This is a genomic window from Lutibacter litoralis (genome assembly GCF_014646675.1).
Taxonomy (GTDB): Bacteria; Bacteroidota; Bacteroidia; order Flavobacteriales; family Flavobacteriaceae; genus Lutibacter; species Lutibacter litoralis.
Genome location: NZ_BMNS01000003.1, coordinates 224,981 through 249,642, shown reverse-complemented (window position 1 = coordinate 249,642; position 24,662 = coordinate 224,981). Strand labels below are relative to the sequence as shown.

20 protein-coding genes are annotated in these 24,662 nt (G+C 30.2%); 16 read left to right on the top strand and 4 right to left on the bottom strand.

Annotated features, from left to right (window positions below):
* Positions 1 to 161: 161 nt before the first annotated feature.
* The 7 genes from IEW75_RS05995 (at position 162) to IEW75_RS05965 (ending at position 11,442) form a co-directional block, all read left to right on the top strand.
* A complete protein-coding gene (locus IEW75_RS05995) occupies positions 162 to 1,037 on the top strand; it encodes an SDR family oxidoreductase (RefSeq protein WP_134247826.1) in 876 nt (291 codons plus the stop codon).
* A gap of 107 nt (positions 1,038 to 1,144) precedes the next feature.
* Positions 1,145 to 3,649, top strand: a complete 2,505-nt coding sequence (locus IEW75_RS05990) for a cation-translocating P-type ATPase (RefSeq protein ID WP_134247825.1) — start codon at positions 1,145 to 1,147, stop codon at positions 3,647 to 3,649.
* 222 nt (positions 3,650 to 3,871) lie between these two features.
* Entirely contained in the window at positions 3,872 to 5,515 is a 1,644-nt protein-coding gene (gene glgP, locus IEW75_RS05985) for an alpha-glucan family phosphorylase (RefSeq protein WP_134247824.1), read from the top strand.
* Between the two features lie 230 nt (positions 5,516 to 5,745).
* A complete protein-coding gene (gene pyrG, locus IEW75_RS05980) occupies positions 5,746 to 7,359 on the top strand; it encodes a CTP synthase (protein WP_134247823.1) in 1,614 nt (537 codons plus the stop codon).
* A gap of 108 nt (positions 7,360 to 7,467) precedes the next feature.
* Positions 7,468 to 9,366, top strand: coding sequence for a membrane protein insertase YidC (gene yidC / locus IEW75_RS05975; RefSeq protein ID WP_134247822.1), 1,899 nt, complete (start codon positions 7,468 to 7,470; stop codon positions 9,364 to 9,366).
* A gap of 91 nt (positions 9,367 to 9,457) precedes the next feature.
* Positions 9,458 to 9,901 carry a hypothetical protein gene (locus IEW75_RS05970; RefSeq protein WP_134247821.1) on the top strand — a complete coding sequence of 148 codons (444 nt, stop codon included), beginning with the start codon at positions 9,458 to 9,460 and terminating at the stop codon, positions 9,899 to 9,901.
* 110 nt (positions 9,902 to 10,011) lie between these two features.
* The gene (locus tag IEW75_RS05965) at positions 10,012 to 11,442 is read left to right on the top strand and encodes a bifunctional metallophosphatase/5'-nucleotidase (protein WP_134247820.1); all 1,431 of its coding nucleotides are present in this window, start codon (positions 10,012 to 10,014) and stop codon (positions 11,440 to 11,442) included.
* 11 nt (positions 11,443 to 11,453) lie between these two features.
* Here IEW75_RS05965 and IEW75_RS05960 read toward each other — a convergent pair whose 3' ends face one another.
* Together IEW75_RS05960 and IEW75_RS05955 are read right to left on the bottom strand one after the other, a co-directional pair.
* Positions 11,454 to 12,404 carry a phosphoribosylaminoimidazolesuccinocarboxamide synthase gene (locus tag IEW75_RS05960; RefSeq protein WP_134247819.1) on the bottom strand — a complete coding sequence of 317 codons (951 nt, stop codon included), beginning with the start codon at positions 12,402 to 12,404 and terminating at the stop codon, positions 11,454 to 11,456.
* Positions 12,405 to 12,485: 81 nt separating this feature from the next.
* Complete coding sequence (locus tag IEW75_RS05955) at positions 12,486 to 13,439, bottom strand: PhoH family protein (protein ID WP_134247818.1); 954 nt, start codon at positions 13,437 to 13,439, stop codon at positions 12,486 to 12,488.
* Positions 13,440 to 13,622: 183 nt separating this feature from the next.
* Between IEW75_RS05955 and IEW75_RS05950 the strand changes: the two genes are divergently transcribed.
* From IEW75_RS05950 to IEW75_RS05925, 6 genes are all read left to right on the top strand, one after another.
* Positions 13,623 to 14,453: an SAM hydrolase/SAM-dependent halogenase family protein gene (locus IEW75_RS05950; RefSeq protein WP_134247817.1), complete on the top strand. Its 831-nt coding sequence runs from the start codon at positions 13,623 to 13,625 to the stop codon at positions 14,451 to 14,453.
* A gap of 9 nt (positions 14,454 to 14,462) precedes the next feature.
* Positions 14,463 to 14,759 (top strand): putative quinol monooxygenase, encoded by a 297-nt coding sequence (locus IEW75_RS05945; RefSeq protein WP_134247816.1) that lies wholly within the window; start codon positions 14,463 to 14,465, stop codon positions 14,757 to 14,759.
* A 23-nt stretch (positions 14,760 to 14,782) separates the two neighbouring features.
* Positions 14,783 to 15,511, top strand: coding sequence for a gliding motility-associated ABC transporter permease subunit GldF (gldF, locus tag IEW75_RS05940; RefSeq protein WP_134247815.1), 729 nt, complete (start codon positions 14,783 to 14,785; stop codon positions 15,509 to 15,511).
* Positions 15,501 to 17,141 (top strand): gliding motility-associated ABC transporter substrate-binding protein GldG, encoded by a 1,641-nt coding sequence (gene gldG, locus IEW75_RS05935; protein ID WP_134247814.1) that lies wholly within the window; start codon positions 15,501 to 15,503, stop codon positions 17,139 to 17,141. The genes gldF and gldG overlap by 11 nt, the downstream gene beginning before the upstream one ends.
* Before the next feature lie 103 nt (positions 17,142 to 17,244).
* Entirely contained in the window at positions 17,245 to 18,087 is an 843-nt protein-coding gene (locus IEW75_RS05930) for a DUF2911 domain-containing protein (protein WP_134247813.1), read from the top strand.
* Complete coding sequence (locus IEW75_RS05925) at positions 18,087 to 18,581, top strand: DUF2911 domain-containing protein (RefSeq protein WP_158283780.1); 495 nt, start codon at positions 18,087 to 18,089, stop codon at positions 18,579 to 18,581. The genes IEW75_RS05930 and IEW75_RS05925 overlap by 1 nt, the downstream gene beginning before the upstream one ends.
* Before the next feature lie 97 nt (positions 18,582 to 18,678).
* Here the strand turns inward: IEW75_RS05925 and ligA are convergent, their stop codons facing one another.
* Entirely contained in the window at positions 18,679 to 20,682 is a 2,004-nt protein-coding gene (gene ligA, locus IEW75_RS05920) for an NAD-dependent DNA ligase LigA (RefSeq protein WP_134247811.1), read from the bottom strand.
* A 220-nt stretch (positions 20,683 to 20,902) separates the two neighbouring features.
* On the opposite strand from ligA, the gene sqr reads away from it, so the two are divergent.
* The 3 genes from sqr to IEW75_RS05905 are packed head-to-tail and all read left to right on the top strand — an operon-like array spanning position 20,903 to position 23,027.
* Positions 20,903 to 22,153, top strand: a complete 1,251-nt coding sequence (sqr, locus tag IEW75_RS05915; RefSeq protein ID WP_134247810.1) for a type III sulfide quinone reductase, selenoprotein subtype — start codon at positions 20,903 to 20,905, stop codon at positions 22,151 to 22,153.
* Positions 22,154 to 22,184: 31 nt separating this feature from the next.
* Entirely contained in the window at positions 22,185 to 22,496 is a 312-nt protein-coding gene (locus IEW75_RS05910) for a TusE/DsrC/DsvC family sulfur relay protein (protein WP_134247809.1), read from the top strand.
* A 30-nt stretch (positions 22,497 to 22,526) separates the two neighbouring features.
* Positions 22,527 to 23,027 carry a DsrE/DsrF/DrsH-like family protein gene (locus IEW75_RS05905; RefSeq protein WP_134247808.1) on the top strand — a complete coding sequence of 167 codons (501 nt, stop codon included), beginning with the start codon at positions 22,527 to 22,529 and terminating at the stop codon, positions 23,025 to 23,027.
* Positions 23,028 to 23,097: 70 nt separating this feature from the next.
* Here the strand turns inward: IEW75_RS05905 and IEW75_RS05900 are convergent, their stop codons facing one another.
* Complete coding sequence (locus IEW75_RS05900) at positions 23,098 to 24,507, bottom strand: trypsin-like peptidase domain-containing protein (RefSeq protein ID WP_134247807.1); 1,410 nt, start codon at positions 24,505 to 24,507, stop codon at positions 23,098 to 23,100.
* Between the last annotated feature and the right edge of the window lie 155 nt (positions 24,508 to 24,662).

The following is a 24,662-nucleotide window of genomic DNA, read 5'->3' as shown; positions in this document are numbered from 1 at the left end:
TTCTTAATTTACTTTAAGAAGAAGTCTCCTTTAAAGCGTGGGCAAATATACAAATCCTTTTGTGTTTGACAAATAGAATTTAAAAAAAAATAAAAAATATTATTTTTCAAGCTAAATTTGAAAAAATCCCTATTTTTATAATAAACAAAAATACCATTTTTATGTATCAAAAACCAATGTTAAAAGAAGGAAGTTTAAAAGATCAAGTAATTGTTGTAACTGGCGGTGGCAGCGGTTTAGGAAAAGCTATGACTACCTATTTTTTAGAATTAGGAGCTTCAGTTGTAATAACATCTCGAAATATTGAAAAATTAAATACGGTTAAAATTGAGTTAGAAGAAAAAACTGGAGGAAAAGTTTTAGCTGTGCAATGCGACGTTAGAAATTATATTGAAGTTGAAAATGTTTTAGCTGAATCTTTAAAAAAGTTTGGAAAAGTTGACGGTTTACTTAACAATGCTGCTGGAAATTTTATATCACCTACCGAACGTTTATCTGCAAACGCTTTTGATACTATTATTGATATTGTTTTAAAAGGAAGTAAAAATTGTACGCTTGCTTTTGGAAAACATTGGATTAAAACAAAGCAAAAAAAATCTACTATTTTAAATATTGTAACTACATATGCATGGACAGGCTCGGGTTATGTTGTGCCATCTGCAACTGCAAAAGCAGGTGTGTTGGCTATGACACGCTCTTTAGCTGTTGAATGGGCTAAATATGGAATTCGATCAAATGCTATTGCTCCAGGTCCTTTTCCAACAAAAGGTGCTTGGGATAGATTGCTTCCTGGAGAATTAAAAGAAAAGTTTGATATGAAAAAGAAAGTTCCTGTTGGCAGGGTTGGTGAACACCAAGAATTAGCAAATTTAGCAGCCTATTTAATGAGTGATTTTTCTGCTTATATAAACGGAGAAGTTATAACTATTGATGGTGGTGAGTGGCTAAAAGGCGCAGGTGAATTTAATATGCTCGAAGAAATCCCAAAAAATATGTGGGATATGCTAGAAGCTATGATACGGAAAAAGAAAAAGTAGTACTATTAAAATTTACTTTGTTTAAGGCTCTTTTAAAATAATTGATGAGATTTATATGTAATAATTACCCCTAACCCTATCCAACCTAATGTAATTAAAACTAAACATTGACTACAAATAATTTCGACATATTAGGGTTAACAAACGAGCAGGTAATTCTTGCAAGGGAAAAATTTGGACAAAACACATTAAACTACAAAAAAGAAAACAGTTTCTTAAACACCTTAAAATATATTGTTAAGGAACCAATGACGATTTTATTATTGGTTGCTGCTTCTATTTATTTTATTAGTGGTGAAATAGGTGACGGGATTTTCTTAGTAGCTGCTATTTTATTCATCACCTCAATTTCTTTATACCAAAATTCGAGAAGCAAGAACGCTTTGGAAAAATTAAAAGATTTTTCTCAACCCCATTGCAAAGTCATTCGCAATGGTAAAATAGAAGAAATAAAAAGCAATGAACTGGTTGTAGGTGACAGCCTAATTGTGGAAGAAGGAACCCTTATTGCAGCAGATGGAAGCATTATTCATTCCAACGACTTCTCGGTAAACGAATCCATACTTACAGGCGAATCATTAGCTGTTTTTAAGGATAAAACTAAGGAAGATAAAAGTATTTATAGCGGCACAACTGTGACAAGTGGTTTAGCTATTGCAACAATTACTGCAATTGGTAACAAAACCAAATTGGGTAAAATTGGAATAAGTCTAGAAAGTATTATTGAAGAAAAAACACTTTTAGAAATACAAATTGCAGATTTTGTAAAAAAGATGGCAATCGCAGGTGCTGTAGCCTTTCTATTTGTTTGGGCAATTAATTATTGGAATTCTCAAAGTCTATTGAACAGCTTATTACAGTCACTTACTTTAGCCATGAGCATTTTGCCTGAGGAAATCCCCGTTGCTTTTACAACTTTTATGGCTTTAGGCGCTTGGCGCTTAATGAAAATAGGGATTGTAGTTAAGCAAATGAAAACCGTTGAAACATTAGGTAGTGCAACCGTTATTTGTACTGATAAAACAGGAACCATTACTGAAAACAAAATGAGTTTAGCAAAACTCTTTTTGCTATCATCGAATAAAATCTCTCAACCCAACAACCAATTATCAGATGATGAAAAACAACTTATAGAATTAGCAATGTGGGCTAGTGAACCTATTCCGTTTGAGCCAATGGAAGTGGCACTACACCAAACTTATAAAAATATTGTAAAAAATGATGAACGACCAAGTTACAAACTCATTCATGAATACCCATTAGGTGGTAAACCACCTATGATGACACATGTTTTTGAGAACAATAAAGGCAACCGAATTATAGCAGCTAAAGGAGCTCCCGAAGCTTTGATAAATATATCAAACCTTACAAAAATCGAAAAACAACAAATAAATGAAGCCATTCAAATATTGGCAAATGATGGTTATAGAGTATTGGGAGTAGGTGTGTCAAATTTTACAGAAAATAATTATCCTGCAAAACAACAAAAATTGTCATTTCAATTTAAAGGAATTATTGCTTTTTATGATCCACCCAAAAAGAATATTCAAAAAGTATTAGAAGATTTTTATAATGCGGGCATTGCTGTAAAAATTATAACTGGTGATTATTCAGCAACTACTATTGCAATTGCAAAACAAATTGGATTTAAAGGTTACGAGAAAAACATTACAGGTGAAGAATTGATGAAATTAGATGATAATGAATTAAAAAACTGTGTAATGAATACTACAATTTTTACTCGTATGTTTCCAGAAGCTAAATTAAAAATTATCAATGCCTTAAAATTCAATAATCAAATTGTAGCAATGACAGGAGATGGCGTGAATGATGGACCAGCTCTAAAAGCAGCACATATTGGTATTGCAATGGGTAAAAAAGGAACGGAAATAGCGAAACAAGCAGCATCATTAATTTTATTAGAAGATGATTTGTCAAAAATGGTTGATGCAATAGCTATGGGTAGAAAGATATATGCGAACCTAAAAAAAGCAATCCAATACATTATTTCTATACACATACCTATTATTTTAACTGTATTTATTCCCTTGGCTTTAGGATGGATTTACCCCAATGTATTTTCACCCATCCACATCATTTTTTTAGAATTAATAATGGGACCAACTTGTTCTATTCTTTATGAAAACGAACCAATGGAAGAGAATACGATGTTACAGGAACCTAAAGCATTGACAACTTCTTTTTTTAATTGGAAAGAATTATCGATAAGTATTGTGCAAGGGTTGATGATAACAGTAGGAACTTTATTTGTTTACCAATATTCAGTAATTAGTGGTTACAATGAAGCTTTAACAAGGACAATGACTTTTACTGTTTTAATAGCCGCAAACATTTTCCTGACTTTAATAAACCGCTCATTTTATTATTCTATTTTAACAACTTTAAAGTATAAGAATAATATGGTCTTATTTATCATTTTTATAACCATTGCTCTTGTAGCTCTTATCCTTTATGTAAACCCACTTACAAGTTTTTTTGAATTTGAACATTTGAATTTGCTGCAATTATCAGGCTGTATTGCAATTGGTTTCATTTCAGTGCTTTGGTTTGAAATTTTTAAAATCACAAAAAGAACAAAACCAAAGCACTGAAATAATAGTCATTAAAAATTTATAAAAAATTGCTAATAAAATTAATATTAGGAGCATTACACCCCACTACTATATATGTTCTAAATTAACCAAAAACCAGTAAAAACCGAACCAAATGTTCCAAAAAACACATTTTCAAACATAAATAAGTTAAAATATTACAGATTTAAAATAACATAAATACTTAATTTTGTATTCAATTTTTTTAAAACGAACGAACCTATGGTAAATGAATATAGTAAATGGCATCACCCTTACAAACCAGCAAAAAAATATGACAAAAAAGTAGCATATTTTAGTATGGAGTTTGGAATTCACCAAGCGTTAAAAATTTATTCTGGAGGATTAGGCTTTTTAGCTGGTTCACACATGCGCTCTGCACATGAATTAAAACAGAATATGGTTGGGATTGGAATGCTTTGGAAATATGGATATTATGATCAAGCAAGAAACGAAGACCGTACACTTAGAACTGATTTTATTGAAAAAACATATAACTTTTTAGAAGATACCGGAATTGAAGTTGAAGTACCGCTTCACGACAATCCAGCAGTAAAAGTTAGAGCTTATATTTTAAAACCTGAAATTTTTGGCTGTGTACCAATGTACCTTTTAAGTACCGATGTAGAAGGTAACGATCATTTATCAAGAACTATTACAAATCATTTATACGATTCAAATGAACTTACTCGAGTTTCTCAAAGTATAATTTTAGGTATTGGTGGAGCTAAAGTTGTAGAGGCTTTAGGCGGTGCAGATATGTATCATTTAAATGAAGGACACGCATTACCTGCATTTTATTATTTAAGAGATCAAGGTGTAAAAAAAGAGCAATTTGCTTTTACAACACACACACCTGAAAAAGCTGGAAATGAAGAACGTGATGCAAGACATTTAAATAGATGTGGCTTTTTTGGAAGAACACTTTCTGAAGAAGAATTAAGACAAGAAATGGTAAACGATGGTATGATTAATTATACCGTTGCTGCTTTAAGAATGGCAAATAAATCGAATGCTGTATCTAAACTACACGCTGTAGTTTCAAATGATATGTGGAAAGGTTTTGATGGAATCAATAAAATAATTCCTATTACAAATGCACAAAATCAAAATTTCTGGCAAGATGAAGAAATAAAGAAAGCCTGGAAAACTAAAAGCGCTAAGAAATTTAAAGATAGAAAAACAGCTTTAAAAAATGAGTTATTTGATGTTGTTTTAAATCAAACTCAAAAAAGATTTGACCCTAACGTAATTACAATTGTTTGGGCAAGACGTTTTGCAGGTTACAAAAGAGCAGATATGTTTTTATACGATTTAGAGCGTTTTGAAAAACTACTTTCAAACGAAAAATATCCAGTTCAAATTATTTGGGCAGGAAAACCATATCCAAAAGATTATTACGCTATTGACATTTTTAATCATTTAGTGAATTTTTCTAAAAATAGAAAAAACTTAGCCGTATTAACTGGCTACGAAATGGATTTATCTAAACAACTAAAATACGGTTCAGACATTTGGCTTAACACACCAAGAATTACACGAGAAGCTTCTGGAACAAGTGGTATGACAGCTTCTTTCAACGGTTCTGTAAACCTATCAATTAACGATGGGTGGATTCCTGAATTTCAAAAACATGGAGAAAACTGTTTTGTATTACCTGAATTAGATCACAAAAAACCTGTTTGGGAACAAGATGAAGAAGATTGTGCTAATTTATTTGAAATTCTAGAAAACGAAGTATTACCTACATATTACAACAAGCCTAAAAAATGGCAAGAAATTGTACTTAATGGTATCACAGATACTATTCCAGAATTTACAAGTAATAGAATGGCACAACAATATTACGACGAACTATATAGCTAATACACTTACTACTATACTTTACAAAAGCACTTTAATTTTCAACAATTTTAAAGTGCTTTTTTTTGTTTCAAACAATAATTCTCAAGTTTTTGACTTTGAACCTTTCCTCTTGTCAACTTTTCAACCTTTTCAACATTTCAATATTCGCACTCTTAAACTTTCAAACTTTTTACACATTTCCCTTTTGTAAACTAAAATAGAGTTAGTACTTTTGCCCAAACCTAAGAATAATGAAAAATACAAAATATGTTTTTGTAACAGGAGGCGTAACTTCTTCACTTGGAAAAGGAATTATCGCAGCTTCTTTAGCAAAATTACTACAAGCTAGAGGCTATTCTGTTACCATTCAAAAACTTGACCCATACATTAATATAGATCCTGGAACTTTAAACCCTTACGAACATGGCGAGTGTTATGTAACCGATGATGGAGCTGAAACAGATCTAGATTTAGGCCATTATGAGCGTTTTTTAAACATCCCTACTTCACAATCTAACAATGTTACAACTGGTAGAATTTACCAATCGGTAATAAATAAAGAAAGAAAAGGTGAGTTTTTAGGAAAAACAGTACAAGTAATTCCACATATTACAGATGAAATTAAAAATAGAATTCAAATATTAGGTAATACAGGAGATTTTGATATTGTAATTACTGAAATTGGAGGAACTGTTGGTGATATTGAATCGTTACCTTATGTAGAATCTGTACGTCAATTATTATGGGAATTAGGACACGAAAATGCCATTGTTATTCATTTAACCTTAGTTCCTTATTTAGCTGCCGCTGGAGAATTAAAAACAAAACCTACACAGCATTCTGTTAAGATGCTTATGCAAAGTGGAGTAAGTCCAGATATTTTAGTGTGTAGAACAGAACATGAAATTTCGGACTCTATAAAAAATAAATTAGCATTATTCTGCAATGTAAAAAAGGAAGACGTCATTCAATCTATTGATGCTGAAACTATTTACGATGTCCCTAACTTAATGTTAGAACAGGGTTTAGACAAAGTAGTTCTTAAAAAATTACAATTACAAGACGATAAACAGCCTGATCTTAAAATATGGAATGCCTTTTTAAAGAAATTTAAAAATCCTAAAAATACGGTTGAGATTGGTTTAATTGGAAAATATGTTGAATTACACGATGCATATAAATCAATTTCTGAAGCTTTTATTCATGCTGGAGCTCAAAATGAAGTTCAGGTAAATATAAATTGGATTCATTCTGAAGATTTAACCGTTAAAAATGTTCCTCATAAATTAAAAAATTTAAATGGAATTTTAGTTGCACCTGGTTTTGGTGAGCGCGGTATTGAAGGAAAAATTGATGCGGTTCGTTATGCCAGAGAAAATAATGTGCCTTTTTTAGGTATTTGTTTAGGAATGCAAATGGCAGTAATTGAGTTTTCAAGAAACGTTTTAGGTTATAAAGATGCGAATTCCGTTGAAATGGATAGTGAAACACAACATGCTGTAATTGATTTAATGGAAGAACAAAAAAACATTGTTAATTATGGTGGAACTATGCGTTTAGGTGCCTGGGATTGTTCTTTAATAGAAGGAAGTAAAATTAAAAACATCTATAAAAAAGAACTTATTAGCGAAAGACACCGCCACAGATACGAATTTAACAATTCGTATTTAAAACAAATTGAAGCTGCTGGAATGATTGCAACAGGTACAAACCCAGAAACAAATTTGGTTGAAGTTGTTGAAATCCCTTCTCATCCATGGTTTGTTGGTGTGCAATACCATCCAGAATATAAAAGTACAGTTTTAAATCCGCACCCTTTATTTATTGATTTTGTAAAAGCCGCTTTGGAACATTCTTTAAACTAATATAGAATACTTAATAAAAACTAATTATTAACGTTACTTTTAGTACTTTTGTCGGGCTTTTTAGAATTTTTTAAAAAGTAAATGACAAATTGACATTTAATTATACACATGGAACAAAAGAAATTCGATTTTAATTCACTTATAGGTTTTGTGCTTCTTGGCGCTATTATGTTATGGTGGATGTACAGCAATCAACCAACGCCTGAAGAACAAGCAGCTCAAGAAAAGGCAGCTGAAATAGAACAAGTTGAAGCTACAAAAGCAACTACAAATACTGCAACTTTTAACGATACTACCCAAACAACACTGCAAGCTACAGATTCTTTATCTTTAATAAAAGCTAAAGGTAAATTAGGTGATTTTGGGTATTCTGCAACAATTGCTGAAGGTGAAACAATTTTAGAAAATAATGTTCTAAAATTAGTAATCTCTAATAAAGGTGGACAAATTAAAGAAGCATTAATAAAAAATTATGTTACCTATGATTCTTTACCTTTATATATTGTAAAAGATCAAAACGCTTCTTTCAACATTAATTTTGGAACTTCAGAAAACAGGATCTTAAATACAAAAGATTTAATGTTCGAACCAACTTTAACAACAGATGGATCAAACGAAGTACTTTCAATGAAATTAAAAGTTTCAGATTCTAGATATTTAGAATACCGTTATGAAATGAAACCAGATGAATATATGGTGGATTTTAATATTCGTTCACAAGGTTTAAGTACTTCGCTAAACTCCGCACAGCAAATTACATTAGATTGGAGTTTAGATGGTTTTAGTCACGAAAAAAGTATTCGTTACGAAAATCAACAAACAGAAATGTATTATGAAAAAGGTGATGAAGATATTGATTACCTTTCCGTTGGTGGTGAAGATGATGCTGAAGAAACGGATGTAAATTGGGTCGCTTTTAAGCAACACTTCTTTTCAGCAATCTTAATTTCAGACAAAGCATTTGATAGCGCAAAATTGACCTCTGTTACTTTAACTAAAGACGAAGAAATTGACACTGTTTTTACAAAAGCATTCGCTTTAAAAGCCCCTTTAGCTTTGGATGGTGGAGAATTTAATTATAATATGAATTGGTATATTGGGCCTAATGATTATCAAATTCTTAAAAAATACGATAGAAATATTAAAGAAATTGTAAATCTAGGTTGGGGAATTTTTGGTTATATAAACCGATTAATTTTTGTACCTGTATTTAATTTTCTTCAAGGCTTTATAGGTAATTATGGTGTTATTATAATTTTACTAACTATAGTTGTTAGAATTATAATGTCGCCATTGGTATATAAATCTTACTTGTCTAGTGCAAAAATGAAGGTGTTAAAACCTGAAATGGAAGAAATTAACAAGCGCTTACCAGGAAAAGAAAACGCAATGAAACGTCAGCAAGAAACAATGGCTGTTCAGAGTAAAGCTGGTGTTAGTCCGCTTTCTGGTTGTATACCTGCATTATTACAAATGCCAGTATTCTTTGCATTATTTAGATTTTTCCCTTCTAATATAGATTTACGTCAGAAAGGATTTTTATGGGCAGATGATTTATCTTCATACGATTCTGTGTTTGAACTTCCGTTCCACATACCAATGTACGGATCTCATATTAGTTTATTTCCAATATTAGCTTCTGTTGCAATTTTCTTTTATATGAGAATGAGTCAGAGTCAACAAATGGGAATGCAACAACCTACGCAAGAAGGAATGCCAGATATGCAAAAGATGATGAAAATGATGATGTATCTCTCTCCTGTTATGATGTTAATTTTCTTTAATATGTATGCGAGTAGTTTAAGTTTATATTACTTTGTTTCTAACTTATTGACTATTACTATAATGTTAGTTATCAAGCATTATATTATAGATGAAGAAAAAATTCATGCTAAAATTGAAGAAAATAAAAAGAAACCAAAAAAAGAAGGGAAGTTTAGAAAAAGATTGAATGATGCAATGAAACAAGCCCAAGAACAACAAGCAAAACAGCAAAAGAAACGATAAAACGTACCATTTGTTAAATTCTAAGTCCTTTTGTTTTTTCAAAAGGACTTTTTTTTTAAATTTATATTCTAACCAAACCCCAAACTGTTATATGGCAGATTTAAAAAGTTCATATAAAATAATTGCTAAACATAATATTATTATCGAATACCATAAAGGGAATATCGATGTTAATTCCTACATTAAATTTAAAGAAAAAATATTTAATGATAAAGGCTTTAAAACGGGTCTCAATTACTTAATTCATTTTAAAAATGTCAGATTCTTAACTCCCCCAGAGGATATCATAAAGTTTGTGAATTTTATTAAAAAGAACACTCCTAAACTAGGTAGAAGAAAAATAGCCTTTATTACAAGAACTCCTGATCAAGTTGTTAAAACCACAATCTACAAAACATTGTTGGCAGATGTTGAGCAACAAGTTGCTGTTTTTTCTACAAATAATACCGCTTTAAATTGGTTAAATTCAACCCCTTTAAATACTAACGATTTAATTGAAGTTTTAACAGTTATAGAAAAAGAATTTGAAGGATAATCAATTAAAAACAGTAAGATTCTATATTCTTACTTCATAATAAGTTCTAGATTTGGTTTTTATTTAAAAGCATTCTAAAGCTCGTTCGATTTTCAATCAAAAAATAACCTATGAAATTTACATTTAAATATATTCTAATTTCTGCATTATTACTTTCTTTTTTCGCTTGCTCCAAAGAAAGTAATAATGCCGTTCCAATACCAGAAAAAAATTTAAAAACCCTTACAATATTTCATATAAACGACCAACACGGACAATTAAATAATTTTGCAAAAATAAAAGATATTGTAGCTAAAGAAAAAAAAGAAACTAATGTTTTATTGGTTTGTAGTGGAGATATTTTTTCAGGAAATCCAGTTGTAGACAATCACCCAGAAAAAGGTTTTCCAATGATTGATTTAATGAATAAAACTGGGATTGATATCTCTGTAATTGGCAACCACGAATTTGATTACGGAGAAGCCATTTTAAAAGACAGGTTTAACCAATCTCAATTTGAGTGGGTTTGTGCCAATGTTGAAATGAATAACAGCGGAATCCCAGAACCCCATGAATTTAAAACTATTTCAATAAATAATTTAAGTGTTACTTTTCTAGGTTTGGTAGAAACTAATGGAAAAGACGATGATATTATTCCTTCTACACATCCTTGGAGAGTGAAAAATTTAACTTTTGAAAAGTACCAAAACATAATTAGCAACTATGCTCAACTTAAAGAAACTGAAAATTCTGATTTGTACATTGCGCTTACACATTTGGGAGAATCAACCGATTCTAATATTTCTAACAAGTACCCATATTTTGATTTAATAATTGGAGGACATTCACACACTAAAGTGAATAACACTATTAATAATATTCCAATTTATCACGCAGGTTCTAATCTTAATTATCTAGGCAAAATTGAATTAGAGATTGAGAATAAAAAGATAAAAAAATCAAATTACACATTAATTAATTTAACTACTTACCAAGAATATAATAGTACTATAAAAGACCTAATTGACACTTACAATATAGATGCTAATTTAAATGAAGTTATTGGTTTTTCTGAAGCCTATCATAATAGGTCTAACGTTGGTAGTTTTTATACTGATGCGCTAAGAAATGAAATGAATGTTGATATTACTTTTCAAAATACTGGAGGGATTAGAAGTAATTTAAATGAAGGCTACATTTTAAAAAGTGAAATTTATAGTATAGATCCTTTTAATAATGGAAGTGTAACTTACACAATGACTGTTGCCGAAATTAAAAATTTTTTAAAAGGCAGTAAAGCCTCTCTTTATTATTCAGGTGTTATAATTGAACAAGATAATAATTCAATTATTATTAAAAATAAAAACAATGAAATTTTAAATGATAACGAAACGTTAACAATAGGGCTGAATGACTATATACCTGCTGTTTACGATAATTATTTTACTAAAAACCCAATATTCCTGCCATATACAACTGCCGAAACTTTAATAAATTATCTTGAAAACACAACAGCCCCAATAAATTATACAACCATAAATAGTTACTTCAAATATGAATAATTATTGAAATCTTAACTATTCAAAAAAGTTAAGATGTTCCGTTCAATTCTTTTAGAAATATTTTGTACATCAGATTTTACAAAAATTTCTCCAGTAATATTTTCGAACAATTCAATATATCTTTCAGAAATTTCTTGAATTTTTTCGTCACTCATCTCTGGCACTGTTTGTCCTTCTAATCCTTGAAAACCATTGGCAATTAACCACTGACGTACAAATTCTTTAGACAACTGTTTTTGAGCTTCTCCTCTATTCTGTCTTTCTTTGTACCCTTCGGCATAAAAATAACGTGAAGAATCTGGTGTATGAATTTCATCAATCAATAAAATTTTTCCATCTTTAGTTTTTCCAAATTCATATTTTGTGTCCACTAAAATTAAACCTCTTTCAGCTGCAATTTCAGTGCCTCTTTGAAATAAAGCACGTGTATATTTTTCCAAGATTTCATAATCTTCTTTTGAAACTATTCCTTTAGCAATAATATCTTCTTTAGAAATATCTTCATCGTGATCGCCATCTGCTGCTTTTGTTGCAGGAGTAATTATTGGTTCAGGAAATTTATCATTTTCTTTCATTCCTTCTGGCATTGGAACACCACATAACATCCTTTTACCTGCTTTATATTCTCTAGCTGCGTGACCAGACATATATCCTCGGATCACCATTTCTACTTTAAATGGTTCACACAGATGTCCAATTGCCACATTTGGATCTGGAATTGAAATAATCCAATTTGGAACAATATCCTTTGTTGCCTCCATCATTTTAGAAGCAATCTGATTTAAAATTTGCCCTTTATAGGGTATTTGCTTTGGCATTACAACATCAAATGCAGAAAGTCTATCCGATGCAATCATCACTAAAATTTCATCATTAATATTATAAACTTCTCTAACTTTTCCTTTATAATAAGATTTCTGTTTTGGAAAATTATAATTCGTATTATTGATTGTATTGCTCATTATTTTAAATATTTATCTATTAACTTGTTCAATTATAGCATTGTGTTTCAAACGCCTATAAGATTTTTCTCTTACAAGAATCTATTCATTCCCAACTGTCAAACTTTTATAAGCTGAAATTATTTCTTTTACTAATCTATGTCTAATTACATCTTTTTCATCTAAATGAACAAATGCAATACCTTTAACATTCTTAAGCGTTAAAATTGCTTCCTTTAAACCAGAAACTTGTCGTCTAGGTAAATCTATTTGACCAGGATCACCATTAATAACAAATTTTGCGTTTTTTCCCATTCTGGTTAAAAACATTTTCATTTGATTGTGTGTAGTGTTTTGTGCTTCATCTAAAATAACAAATGCATTGTCCAAAGTTCTACCACGCATAAATGCTAGCGGTGCAATTTGAATTACCCCCTTTTCAATATAAGAATCTAACCTTTCAAAAGGAATCATATCTCGTAAAGCATCATATAAAGGTTGCATATATGGATCTAGCTTTTCTTTTAAATCTCCAGGTAGAAACCCTAGATTCTCACCAGACTCAACTGCTGGACGAGTCAGTATAATACGTTTTACTTCTTTTTCTTTCAATGCCTTAACCGCTAATGCAACTGCTGTATATGTTTTACCTGTACCCGCTGGTCCAATTGCAAAAAGCATATCGTTAACATCCATTAATTCAACCATTTTACGTTGGTTTGCAGTTTGTGCTTTTATTAACTTTCCGCCAACACCATGCACCAACACTCCATCTGCTAATTTAGAACTTTTATGCTCTTTACCATTTGAAGTTAGCATACGTTCAATACTATTTTCATCTAATTTATTATAACGGTTAAAATATTTAATAAGCATCTTAACCCGTTTCTCAAACTCATCTAAAATAGTTGGTTCTCCAAAAGCCTTTAAACTAGTGCCACGAGCAACAATTTTAAGTTTTGGGTAATATTTACGTAAAATATCTACGTTTGAGTTCTGAGTACCAAACAAATCCTCTGGGTTTATCTCTGTTAGTTCAATAATACGTTCGTTCAAATGTAAAATGTGTTAAGTTTAATTCAATAAAATGTACATAAAATAACCGAATAAATGATTAGATTTGCAAAACAAATTTAATTATATCAAATAACAATAATTAAAACTTTTTGAATAAGTTTTAAACATTTTATTAAGGATATTTAATTGCTATTCATTAAAAAAAAATCGTGTATATATTTTATGTCAATAATTACATTAACTACTGATTTTGGGACAAAAGATCATTTTGTTGGTTCTGTAAAAGGCACTATTTACAGCGAATTAGCCGATGCCCGAATTGTTGATATATCACACCAAATTGCTCCATTTAACATAACCGAAACGGCATATATTTTAAAAAATGCATATAAAGGTTTTCCTGATGGAAGTATCCATATAATTGGAGTAGATTCCGAGTTAAATGAAGAAAACAAACATATTGCACTTAAATTAGACAACCATTATTTTATTTGTGCAAATAATGGAGTAATTTCTCTTTTAACCGCCGAAATTAAACCAGAAAAAATAGTTGAGATTAATATTCACGATCGTGTAGAAACAAGTTTTCCTGTTTTAGATATTTTTGTAAAAGTGGCATGCCATATTGCTAGAGGTGGAACCCTTGAAGTTATTGGAAAAGTAATTAGTGATGTAAAAAAACTAATAGAATTACAACCGTTTATTTCAAGTGACAATACTTCAATTTCTGGAAATATAATTTATATCGATAATTATGGAAATTCTATAAGTAATATCTCAAAAAAATTGTTTCAAGAAGTTGGTAAAGGGCGTAATTTTGAAATAACTGCAAATAGATATACTTTTAAGAAAATTTATTCTAAATACAGTGAATTTGTTGATTTTTCTGTACCTAAAGAAATACGTCAAAAAGAAGGAAGCAGGTTGGCGTTATTTAATTCTGCAAATTATTTAGAAATTGCAATTTATAGAAGTAATTTAAATACGGTTGGTGGTGCAGCTTCTTTACTTGGTTTAAATTACAGAGATAAATTAACTATTAATTTTATTTAAAATTAAACTATGTTTGTTCGCATTGTAAAAATGAGTTTTGAAGCTTCTAATATTGAAAAATTCCTTCAAAATTTTAACAATAACAAAGAAAAAATACGAAATTTTAAAGGCTGCCGTTTATTAGAGTTATATAGAGATAAAAAAGAACCAACAGTATTTTTTACTTATAGCTATTGGGAATCTGAGCAAGATCTAGAAAATTATAGAAATTCCGAATTGTTTAAATCAGTTTGGACAAAAACGAAAAAATTATTTAATAAAAAACCTGAAGCCTGGAGTGTTGACAAACTCTTTGTTTTGGAATAGTTTTAAACTTTTAAACCTAATTAATGTTACCCATTCTAAAAAAAGAACTTATTTCCTTTTTTTCTTCTCCAATTGGCTATTTGGTAATTGCGGTATATTTAGTAATTAACGGACTATTTCTTTGGATTTTTGAAGGAGATTATAATATTTTACATGCAGGTTTTTCCGATTTAAGCAGTTACTTTTTTTTAGCTCCTTGGATTTTTATTTTTTTAATTCCTGCAATAACAATGCGCAGTTTTTCCGATGAATTTAATGCCGGAACTATTGAAATTTTAAGAACAAAACCACTAACCGATTGGCAATTAATTTTAGGTAAATTTTTTGGAGCATTAATTTTAGCTGTTTTAGCAATAATACCAACATTAATTTATGTGTTTAGCTTATATCAATTAGGAAATCCTATTGGAAACATTAATATTGGTACCACAATTGGATCTTTTTTAGGATTGCTATTTTTAGCGAATGCTTATACAGCCATCGGAATTTTTTCTTCCACACTTTCTAACAATCAAATTGTTTCTTTTATAATAGCCGTTTTTAGTTCGTTTTTCTTATTTTATGGTTTTGAAGCTTTAGCTACCTATAACCTATTTGGAAATTCAGATTATTTAATTCAAAAAATTGGAATGAACAGCCATTATAGCAGTATTGGAAAAGGTGTTTTAGACACACAAGATTTACTCTATTTTATATCAGTGACTGCCTTCTTTTTATTTTTAACTAAACTTAGAATACAACATGAAAAATAAGTATTCTAAAATAATAGTATTTCTTATAGGAATAATCTTAATAAACTACATTGGATCAAAGATTTACAAAAGATTTGACCTAACAGAAGACAAGCGCTATACGTTATCTAAAACAACAGAAAATATTTTAGCGAATGTTGATGAAATTATTGGTATTAAAGTATATCTGGAAGGTGATTTTCCTGCGGAATTTAAACGCCTTCAAATTGAAACTAAACTACATTTAGAAGAATTAAAAATCCGTAATAAGAATATACACTTTAGATTTATAAATCCAATTGAAAACGCTCAAGAGTTAATAGAAAAAGGTCTTGAACCAAGCAGATTACAAGTTGAAGAAAATGGGAAATTATCTGAAATTGTTTTGTTTCCTTTTGCAGAAATTAATTATAAAGATAAAACAGAGTACGTCTCTTTGTTAAAAGATATTTTTTCTAATTCGCAAGATGAGCAATTACAAAGTTCTATTCAAAATTTAGAATATGCTTTTGCACATGCCATTCATAAAGTAACAACGGTAAAATCTAAAAAAATAGCTGTATTACGTGGTAAAGGGACATTAGATGATATTTATTTATTCGATTTTTTAAAGAAATTAGGTGACTACTATTACCTTGCTCCTTTTAGCTTAGATGCTGTTGCTGAGCAACCACAAAAAACAGCACATCAGCTTTTTAATTACGATCTTGCAATCATTGCAAAACCAACCGAAAAGTTTACTGAAGAAGAAAAATATACGCTAGATCAATTTGTAATGCAAGGCGGAAAAACATTGTGGACGCTAGACAATGTGCACGCAGAATTAGACAGCTTAATGCAAACTGGAGAGTCGTTAGTGTATCCCAGGGATTTAGGATTAACCGATTTATTTTTTAATTATGGTGTTAGAATCAATCCAGATTTAATAAGCGATTTATACAGTTCTCAAATTACATTGGCAACAGGAAATATTGCAAATAAAACACAATTTAATAATTTTCAATGGAATTATTTTCCGTTGACTAATTCTTTAAATAACCATCCTATAAACAATAATATTGCCCCCGTTAATTTTAAATTTCCCAATAGTATAGATACTTTAAAAAATAACATAACAAAAACTGTTTTATTACAAAGTTCTCCGCTTTCAAAAGTTGTGGGAACTCCTACAATTATTTCTTTAAAAAGCATCAGTCAAAAACAAGATCCTGCTAATTTTTCTAATGGAAATAAACCATTAGCTGTGTTGCTTGAGGGCGCATTTAAGTCCGCATACAGCAACCGCGTAAAACCTTTTGAACTAGATAATTACAAAGAAAATAGCACCAATACTAAAATGGTTGTAATTTCAGATGGTGATATTATTGCAAATGAAATTGTAAAAGGAAAACCTATTGAATTGGGTGTTCATAAATTTATAAATAAACGCTATGGAAATAAAGACTTTTTATTAAATACAGTTAATTACCTATTAGACGATTCTGGCTTAATAAACTTGCGTTCTAAAACCATAAAAATAGCTTTTTTAAACAAACAAAAAGCCTATGAAGAAGCTGTAAAATGGCAGTTGATTAATATTATTTTCCCTTTGATTATTTTGGGTGTTTTTGGACTTACATTTAACTACTTCAGAAAGAAAAAATACAGTTAAATTTCTAAAACCTTCTTCTTAAAAATTTGTTAAAATTAAAACCACTTCGTTTATAGGGTTTTATATAAGTTATATTTGTTACAAAACTTAAATATACCTTATTATGCTAAAAAAATTATCACTCTTATTATTATTTGTTGGTTTAATTTCAACATCTTATGCGCAAATTAAAACACCACAACCAAGTCCTGCTGCAAAAATGGAACAAGTTGTTGGTTTAACTGACGTTTCTGTTGAATACTCGCGCCCTGCTATGCGTGGAAGAACAATTTTTGGAGATTTAGTGCCTTACGGAGAAGTTTGGAGAACGGGAGCAAATGCCAATACAAAAATAACTTTTGGCGACAATGTAACAATCGACGGACAAGAATTAAAAAAAGGAACGTATGCAATTTTCACAATTCCTAATGAAACATCATGGGATGTGATTTTTTATAGCGATTCCAACAATTGGGGAGCTCCTCAAAAATGGGATGAAAGTAAAGTTGCCGCAAAAACTACCGCTAAAGTTGAAGAAATGCCGATGTCTATTGAATCTTTCACACTAACTTTTGATGATGTAAAAACAGGTTCTGCTGTTTTAGGAATGCTTTGGGAAAATGTTTATGTAGGTGTTACTTTTGAAGTTCCAACGGACAAAATTACTTCTAAAAGTATAGAAACTGTAATGGCTGGGCCATCTGGAAACGATTACTTTCAAGCAGCTTCTTATTATCACACAGAAGGTAAAGATTTAAAACAGGCTTTAGCTTGGATGAAAAAAGCAACTGCTGGAGATAATCCTCCTTTTTGGTATTTAAGAAGAATGAGTTTAATTCAAGCAGATCTGGGCGATAAAGCTGGAGCAATTGCTACTGCAAAAAAATCTTTAGAAAGTGCAATGAAAGCTAACAATGCAGATTATGTTAAAATGAATAAAGAATCAATTGCAAAATGGCAAAAATAATGACAAAATTTAAACTAACACTTGTATTTCTATTAGTAGCAACAATAACATTTGCTCAAAAAAGTCCTAGAAAACAAGCTACAGGAAAAATTGGACAAGTTTCTTTAACTGTTGATTATGGTGCGCCAAGCGTAAATGGAAGAACTATTTGGGGAGAATTAGTGCCATATAATAAAGTTTGGAGAGCTGGTGCTAATGAAAACACTACTGTAAGGTTTAGTAAAGAAGTTACTATTAAAAACACAACTGTTCCGGCAGGAAAATATGGATTATTCTTAATTCCTTCCGAAGAAGGTGAATGGATTGTTATTTTTAGCAAAAAAAATGACGCGTGGGGATCAAACGGATATAACGAGGAAAATGATTTGTTACGCATTAAATTAAGAGCTAATACGGCTGCTAAAAGTACAGAACAAATGACTTTTTCTATTGATAAGGATAACGGTATTTTATTTAATTGGGACAAAGTATTATTACTTATTCCAGTTCAATAATTAGATATACTTGCTATAAAAGGTCTGTCTAAATGTTTTAAAACATTTAGACAGACCTTTTTTTAATTAGCATCCACTACTATTTTTTTAATAAAAATTACTCCAACATTTTTAAATAATCACTTTCAGAAATAATTGGAATTCCTAAAGTTTCTGCTTTTGCTAATTTACTTGGCCCCATATTTTCACCTGCAATAACATAAGTTGTCTTTTTTGAAATAGAACTTGCCACCTTACCTCCGTTATCTTCAATCGATTTTTTTAAATCATTTCTATTAAAAATTGTAAAAACTCCAGAGACGACAAATATTTTATCTTTTAAAATTGTTGTAATATTTTCTTGTGATTCTGCGGACATTTCTAACTGAACACCATACGACTTTAAATGCGACACCAATTGAATATTAACTAAATTTGAAGAAAAATCAATAACACTTTGCGCAATTCTATCACCAATTTCATCAACAGTAATTAGTTCTTCAAAAGAAGCTTTCATTAAATTATCTATAGATTTAAAATGTTTTGCCAGTTTTTTTGCCACGGTTTCACCAACAAATCTAATCCCTAAAGCAAATAACACTTTTTCAAAAGGAATTTGTTTAGAATTTTCAATACCAGCAATAATATTTTGAGCAGATTTTTCTGCCATTCGCTCTAATGGAATTATCTGTTGCTCTGTTAATTCATACAAATCGGCATAATTATTAATTAAACCTTCTTTAAAAAGTAATTCAATAGTTTCAGCTCCTAAGCCATCAATATTCATTGCTTTTCGACTAATAAAATGCTGAATTCGTCCAGTAATTTGAGTTGGACAACCGTACTCATTTGGGCAATAATGCTTGGCATCACCCTCATTTCTAATCAATTCCGTATTACAATCTGGACAATGGGTGATATAGTTAGTAGGTTCGGAATTTAAAGGTCTTTTACTTACATCTACTCCAACAATTTTTGGAATTATTTCTCCTCCTTTTTCAACATAAACCGTATCTCCTACTCTAATATCTAATTTTTCAATTTGATCGGCATTATGTAACGAAGCTCTTTTTACTATAGTTCCAGCAAGTTGCACTGGTTCTAAATTAGCTACAGGAGTAATGGCTCCAGTTCTTCCAACTTGATAAGTAATTTCACGCAAAATAGTACTTTCTTGTTCGGCTTTAAACTTATATGCAATTGCCCAACGTGGCGATTTTGCAGTATAACCCAACTCATCTTGCTGCGCCAATGAATTTACTTTAACAACAATTCCATCTGTTTCATATGGTAAATTAAAACGCTCTGTATTCCATTTTTCAATAAAGCTAAAAACTTGGTTTATAGATTTGCATACTTCTATAGCTTTTGGAATTTTAAAACCCAATTCTCTGGCAAATTCTAAAGTTTCAAAGTGTGTGTTTTTAATTGGTTTGTCCGAAACAATATGATACAATAAACAATCCAAAGGTCGTTTTGCAACTTCAGCACTGTCTTGCAGTTTCAAACTTCCACTTGCTGTATTTCTAGGGTTTCTGTATGGTTCTTCTCCAATATCAACCCGTTCTTCGTTCATTTTATTAAACCCTTCTAAAGGTAAAATTATTTCTCCTCTAATTTCAAAAGTTTCATCAAGCTTTTTATTTAAAACTAAAGGAATAGATTTAATTGTTCTAATATTTTCGGTTACTTCGTCACCTTCAAAACCATCACCACGCGTTACAGCACTTTTTAATGTTCCATTTTCATACAATAAATTAATAGATGCGCCGTCGTATTTTAACTCACAGGTATATTCAACTTCATCGGTACCCAATATCTTTTTTACTCTTTTTTCCCAATCTTCTAAATCTTCCTTAGAATAAGAATTCGCTAAAGAATACATTCTGTTTTTATGAACAACAGTATTAAAATTTTTAGTAATTGCACCACCAACTCGTTGTGTTGGAGAGTTAGCATCAAAAAATTGTGGATTTTCAGTTTCTAACTTCTCAAGTTCTTTTAATTTAATATCAAATTCATAGTCAGAAATAACAGGCGCATCTAACACATAGTAATTATAATTATGCATTCGTAATTCTTCTCTAAGCGCATTAATTTTTTGTTCAATCGTATTTGACATATTTTCTAAATTCTTGGCTAAAAGTAATCATATTTTTTAAAATTTAAATATTGAAATTTCATTAAATAACGCGACCTAATTAATATTAATGTGTAACTAAAGTAACATTGTGGTCTGACTTTTATCATAAAAATGTTTAAGCAACTAAAGTAACTTTACTAAATAATTAAAAGACTATTTTAAAGTGTTTTAAATTAAAAATAAAACTAAACTATTAAAGATGAAAAACTTACTTATTCTAGGCGCTGGAACTTCTGGTACAATGATGGCAAACCATTTACTACCTAAACTATATAAAGATCAATGGAAAATAACTATTGTTGACCAATACAAAACACATTATTACCAACCTGGTTTTTTATTTTTACCTTTTGATATTTATACTGAGAAACAAGTAAAGAAAGTTGGTAAAAAATTTATTCCAAGTGAGGTAAACTATATTCAAAAAAAAATTGAACAAATTTTCCCTGAAGAAAACAAAGTTCAGTTAGAAGATGAAACGCTACATTATGATGTGCTTATAATTGCTACTGGTTCAAAAATTGCACCTGAAGAAACTCCTGGTTTAATTGGGCCTTTATGGAAAAAAGATATTTTTGATTTTTACACATATGAAGGTGCTTTAGATTTAAGAAATAAACTTAGAAATTGGGAAGGTGGTAAATTAGTAGTTCATATTACCGAAATGCCAATTAAATGTCCCGTTGCTCCTTTAGAATTTGCATTTCTAGCAGATGACTATTTCCGTAAAAAAGGTATGAGAGATAAAGTTGAAATTTCTTATGTTACACCACTTTCGGGAGCATTTACAAAACCAACTTGTACTACTGCCTTAAATTATCTTTTAAAAGAAAAAGGAATTAAAATTGAGACTGATTTTGCCATAGAAAGTGTTGACAACGACACAAAAGAACTTGTAGATTATGAAAATCGAAAAATTCCTTTTGATTTATTAGTAACAATCCCAACAAATATGGGTGATGAAGTAATTGAAAGATCGGGTTTAGGAGATGATTTAAATTTTATACCTACAGACCATAACACGTTACAGTCTCTAGCTCACGAAAATATATTTGTAATTGGAGATGCTACAAATGTTCCGGCATCTAAAGCTGGTTCAGTAGCACATTTTCAAGCAGAAACATTAACAGATAATATTCTTTTATATATTGATGGCTATCCGTTAAAAAAAGAATTTGATGGACATGCAAATTGCTTTATTGAAACAGGAAATAACAAAGCATTACTCATTGATTTTAATTATGTAACAGAGCCTGTACACGGTAAATTTCCATTTGCAAAAATTGGACCACTTAAACTGCTTAAAGAGAGTGTTTTAAATCATTGGGGAAAATTAGCTTTCAGATGGATTTATTGGAATATGCTTTTAAAAGGAATTTCAATTCCATTTGTATCAAGAAACATGAGTTTTAAAGGGAAGGTTTTTGATATTAAACCAGAAACAAAATAAACTATTAAATTAACAATAAAAACTAATAATTATGCCAGTAAAAACAATAGCAGGAAAAGAGGTAAACGTTTCAGAAGACGGATACTTAGAAGATATGAATCAATGGAATGAAGAGATAGCAAAAGAAATTGCCAGTGAAATTGGTATTGAATTAACTCCAAAACACTTTGAAGTTATCAACTTTTTGCGCGAAAAAACAGCTGCTAAGGAAGCTCTAACAATTAGAGGTGTTGGAAAATCAGGTGTTGTAGATATTAAAGGATTATACAAATTATTTCCAAAAGGACCTTTAAAATTCTCATCGAAAATTGCAGGAATTCCTAAACCAACTAGTTGTATTTAAACAAATTTCATTTATAAAAAAATAAAAATTATGAGTACAGAAAAAAAACCTTTAGAAAAAGTTTGCTTAATATGTGCCAAAGGAAGTTTAGAAGATGTGTATGCTAGTTTAGTTATGGCAAATGGAGCCGTAATGGAAGGTATAGAGACAAAAGTGTTTTTTACTTTTTTTGGTTTAGATGGAATTACTAAAAAGGCAATGAACCATTTACATACCGCAACAACTGGTAACCCTGCAATGCGTATGCCAGGCGGATTACCTTTTCCAACAATGTTAGGTGGACTTCCAGGTGTAGAATCAGCAGTTTCAAGTATGATGCGTAAACAAATGGAAGCTTTAGATATGCCTCCAGTTGATGAGTTCTTAGAAATGATTACTGCCGGTGGAGGTGAAATTTATGCTTGTAAATTAGCTGTAGATATGTTTAAATTAAAAAAAGAAGACTTATCTGACGAAGTCTCTGATATTATTACAATTGGTGAATTTTATGAAATGTGTGATGGTGACAGAACACAAATAATTTTTACTTAAAAAAACACCAAAATAAAAAGCTGGCTAAAAAGTTACTTTTTAGCCAGCTTTAAAAAAATCAACCAAACAATTATTTAAATATATAACGTTCTGTTTCTCCTTCTAAATTTAACATCTCAATTCTTAAAACTTCTCCTTTTGTTTTAGCCGAAATAATAGAATTCACAGTATCAACAGAATACATTTTTTCACCATTAATTGCAGTAATAATATAGCCGGTTTTCACACCATAATAAAGCAATTCTTTATTGGTAATATTGGTAACTTTAACACCATTATTAATATTTAATTTTTTTAATTCTTTGACGTCTAAATTTTTCAGTTCTAAGCCTAAAGAGCTTACTTCGCTAATTTCATTTTTACTTAAAACTACACTTGTTTTAAATTCTTCACCATTTCTAACATAGGTTACATTTACAACATCATTAGGTCTTTTTGTATTTAAAAACCCTGTTAAATCTGCATAGGATGTAATTCTAACACCATCTAAGTTAACAATAATATCATCTTTTTGTAAACCAGATTTTGCGGCTCCAGAATTTTCAACTACACTTGAAATATAGAACCCTTCAGAAATATCCAAATCTAAATTTTCTGCAACTTTGCCATTTAACTCACCTCCATGTACACCTAGAATTGCTTTTTGCACATTTCCAAACTCCATTAAATCTTCAATAACTTTCTTTGCAATATTAGAAGGAACTGCAAATGAATACCCAATAAATGAACCAGTTCTAGAAGAAATTGCCGTATTTATTCCAATAAGTTCTCCTCTTGTATTTACCAATGCTCCTCCACTATTTCCAGGATTAACAGCTGCATCAGTTTGAATAAAAGAATCCGTTACTGGACCATTTCCATGTAAATCTCTTCCTTTAGCACTAATAATTCCAGCGGTTACAGTTGAAGTTAAATTGTAAGGGTTTCCAACAGCTAATACCCATTCACCAACTTTAACAGCATCTGAATTGGCAAACGTTATATAGGGTAACTCATTTTCATCAATTTTAAGCAGTGCAATATCATTTGTAGCATCGGTTCCTACCAACGCTGCTTTATATACTTTTTTATTATTTAAAGTAACTTCTATATCGGTTGCTCCTTTAACTACATGATTGTTAGTGATTATATAGCCGTCAGAAGAAAAAACAACTCCACTTCCTGTACCAACTTGAGAATATTGCTTAGTACTACTTCCTTGCCCATAAAAAAACTCTGCAAACGGATCTCTAACTGTTTTATATGAGGTGTTTTTTACGTGAACTACAGCATTCAAAGTTTTTTCAGCCGCAACCGTAAAATCCGTATTCTCAATTGAATTACCGAGTACATTTGTATAATTAGTAGCAACCGTAACCGGACTTTCATCCACCGTTTTTTCAATTACTATTTGTGGCTTTTCTAAAAATAATTTATAAGCACCTAAAGTTAAGGCGCCTCCTAAAGCCGAAAACAAAACAATACTTATTATTTTTTTCATTTTTATAAAATTTAATTTATTAACACCCAAATTTAAAACTTTATTGCATCTTAAAAATAGCTTTAACGCTTCGTTAACGCTCATTTAACCAATTTTAACATTTTACAATTCAGCTTTCATTTTTAGGTACAAAAAACTACTTTGAATTTACTACA

What these genes read in the sequence shown, in the direction of transcription:
- IEW75_RS05995 (WP_134247826.1), top strand. Translation starts at nt 162, where the DNA reads ATGTATCAAAAACCAATGTTAAAAGAAGGAAGTTTAAAAGATCAAGTA.
- glgP (WP_134247824.1), top strand. Translation starts at nt 3,872, where the DNA reads ATGGTAAATGAATATAGTAAATGGCATCACCCTTACAAACCAGCAAAA.
- pyrG (WP_134247823.1), top strand. Translation starts at nt 5,746, where the DNA reads ATGAAAAATACAAAATATGTTTTTGTAACAGGAGGCGTAACTTCTTCA.
- yidC (WP_134247822.1), top strand. Translation starts at nt 7,468, where the DNA reads ATGGAACAAAAGAAATTCGATTTTAATTCACTTATAGGTTTTGTGCTT.
- IEW75_RS05970 (WP_134247821.1), top strand. Translation starts at nt 9,458, where the DNA reads ATGGCAGATTTAAAAAGTTCATATAAAATAATTGCTAAACATAATATT.
- IEW75_RS05965 (WP_134247820.1), top strand. Translation starts at nt 10,012, where the DNA reads ATGAAATTTACATTTAAATATATTCTAATTTCTGCATTATTACTTTCT.
- IEW75_RS05960 (WP_134247819.1), bottom strand. Translation starts at nt 12,404, where the DNA reads ATGAGCAATACAATCAATAATACGAATTATAATTTTCCAAAACAGAAA.
- IEW75_RS05950 (WP_134247817.1), top strand. Translation starts at nt 13,623, where the DNA reads ATGTCAATAATTACATTAACTACTGATTTTGGGACAAAAGATCATTTT.
- IEW75_RS05945 (WP_134247816.1), top strand. Translation starts at nt 14,463, where the DNA reads ATGTTTGTTCGCATTGTAAAAATGAGTTTTGAAGCTTCTAATATTGAA.
- gldF (WP_134247815.1), top strand. Translation starts at nt 14,783, where the DNA reads ATGTTACCCATTCTAAAAAAAGAACTTATTTCCTTTTTTTCTTCTCCA.
- gldG (WP_134247814.1), top strand. Translation starts at nt 15,501, where the DNA reads ATGAAAAATAAGTATTCTAAAATAATAGTATTTCTTATAGGAATAATC.
- IEW75_RS05930 (WP_134247813.1), top strand. Translation starts at nt 17,245, where the DNA reads ATGCTAAAAAAATTATCACTCTTATTATTATTTGTTGGTTTAATTTCA.
- IEW75_RS05925 (WP_158283780.1), top strand. Translation starts at nt 18,087, where the DNA reads ATGACAAAATTTAAACTAACACTTGTATTTCTATTAGTAGCAACAATA.
- ligA (WP_134247811.1), bottom strand. Translation starts at nt 20,682, where the DNA reads ATGTCAAATACGATTGAACAAAAAATTAATGCGCTTAGAGAAGAATTA.
- sqr (WP_134247810.1), top strand. Translation starts at nt 20,903, where the DNA reads ATGAAAAACTTACTTATTCTAGGCGCTGGAACTTCTGGTACAATGATG.
- IEW75_RS05910 (WP_134247809.1), top strand. Translation starts at nt 22,185, where the DNA reads ATGCCAGTAAAAACAATAGCAGGAAAAGAGGTAAACGTTTCAGAAGAC.
- IEW75_RS05905 (WP_134247808.1), top strand. Translation starts at nt 22,527, where the DNA reads ATGAGTACAGAAAAAAAACCTTTAGAAAAAGTTTGCTTAATATGTGCC.
- IEW75_RS05900 (WP_134247807.1), bottom strand. Translation starts at nt 24,507, where the DNA reads ATGAAAAAAATAATAAGTATTGTTTTGTTTTCGGCTTTAGGAGGCGCC.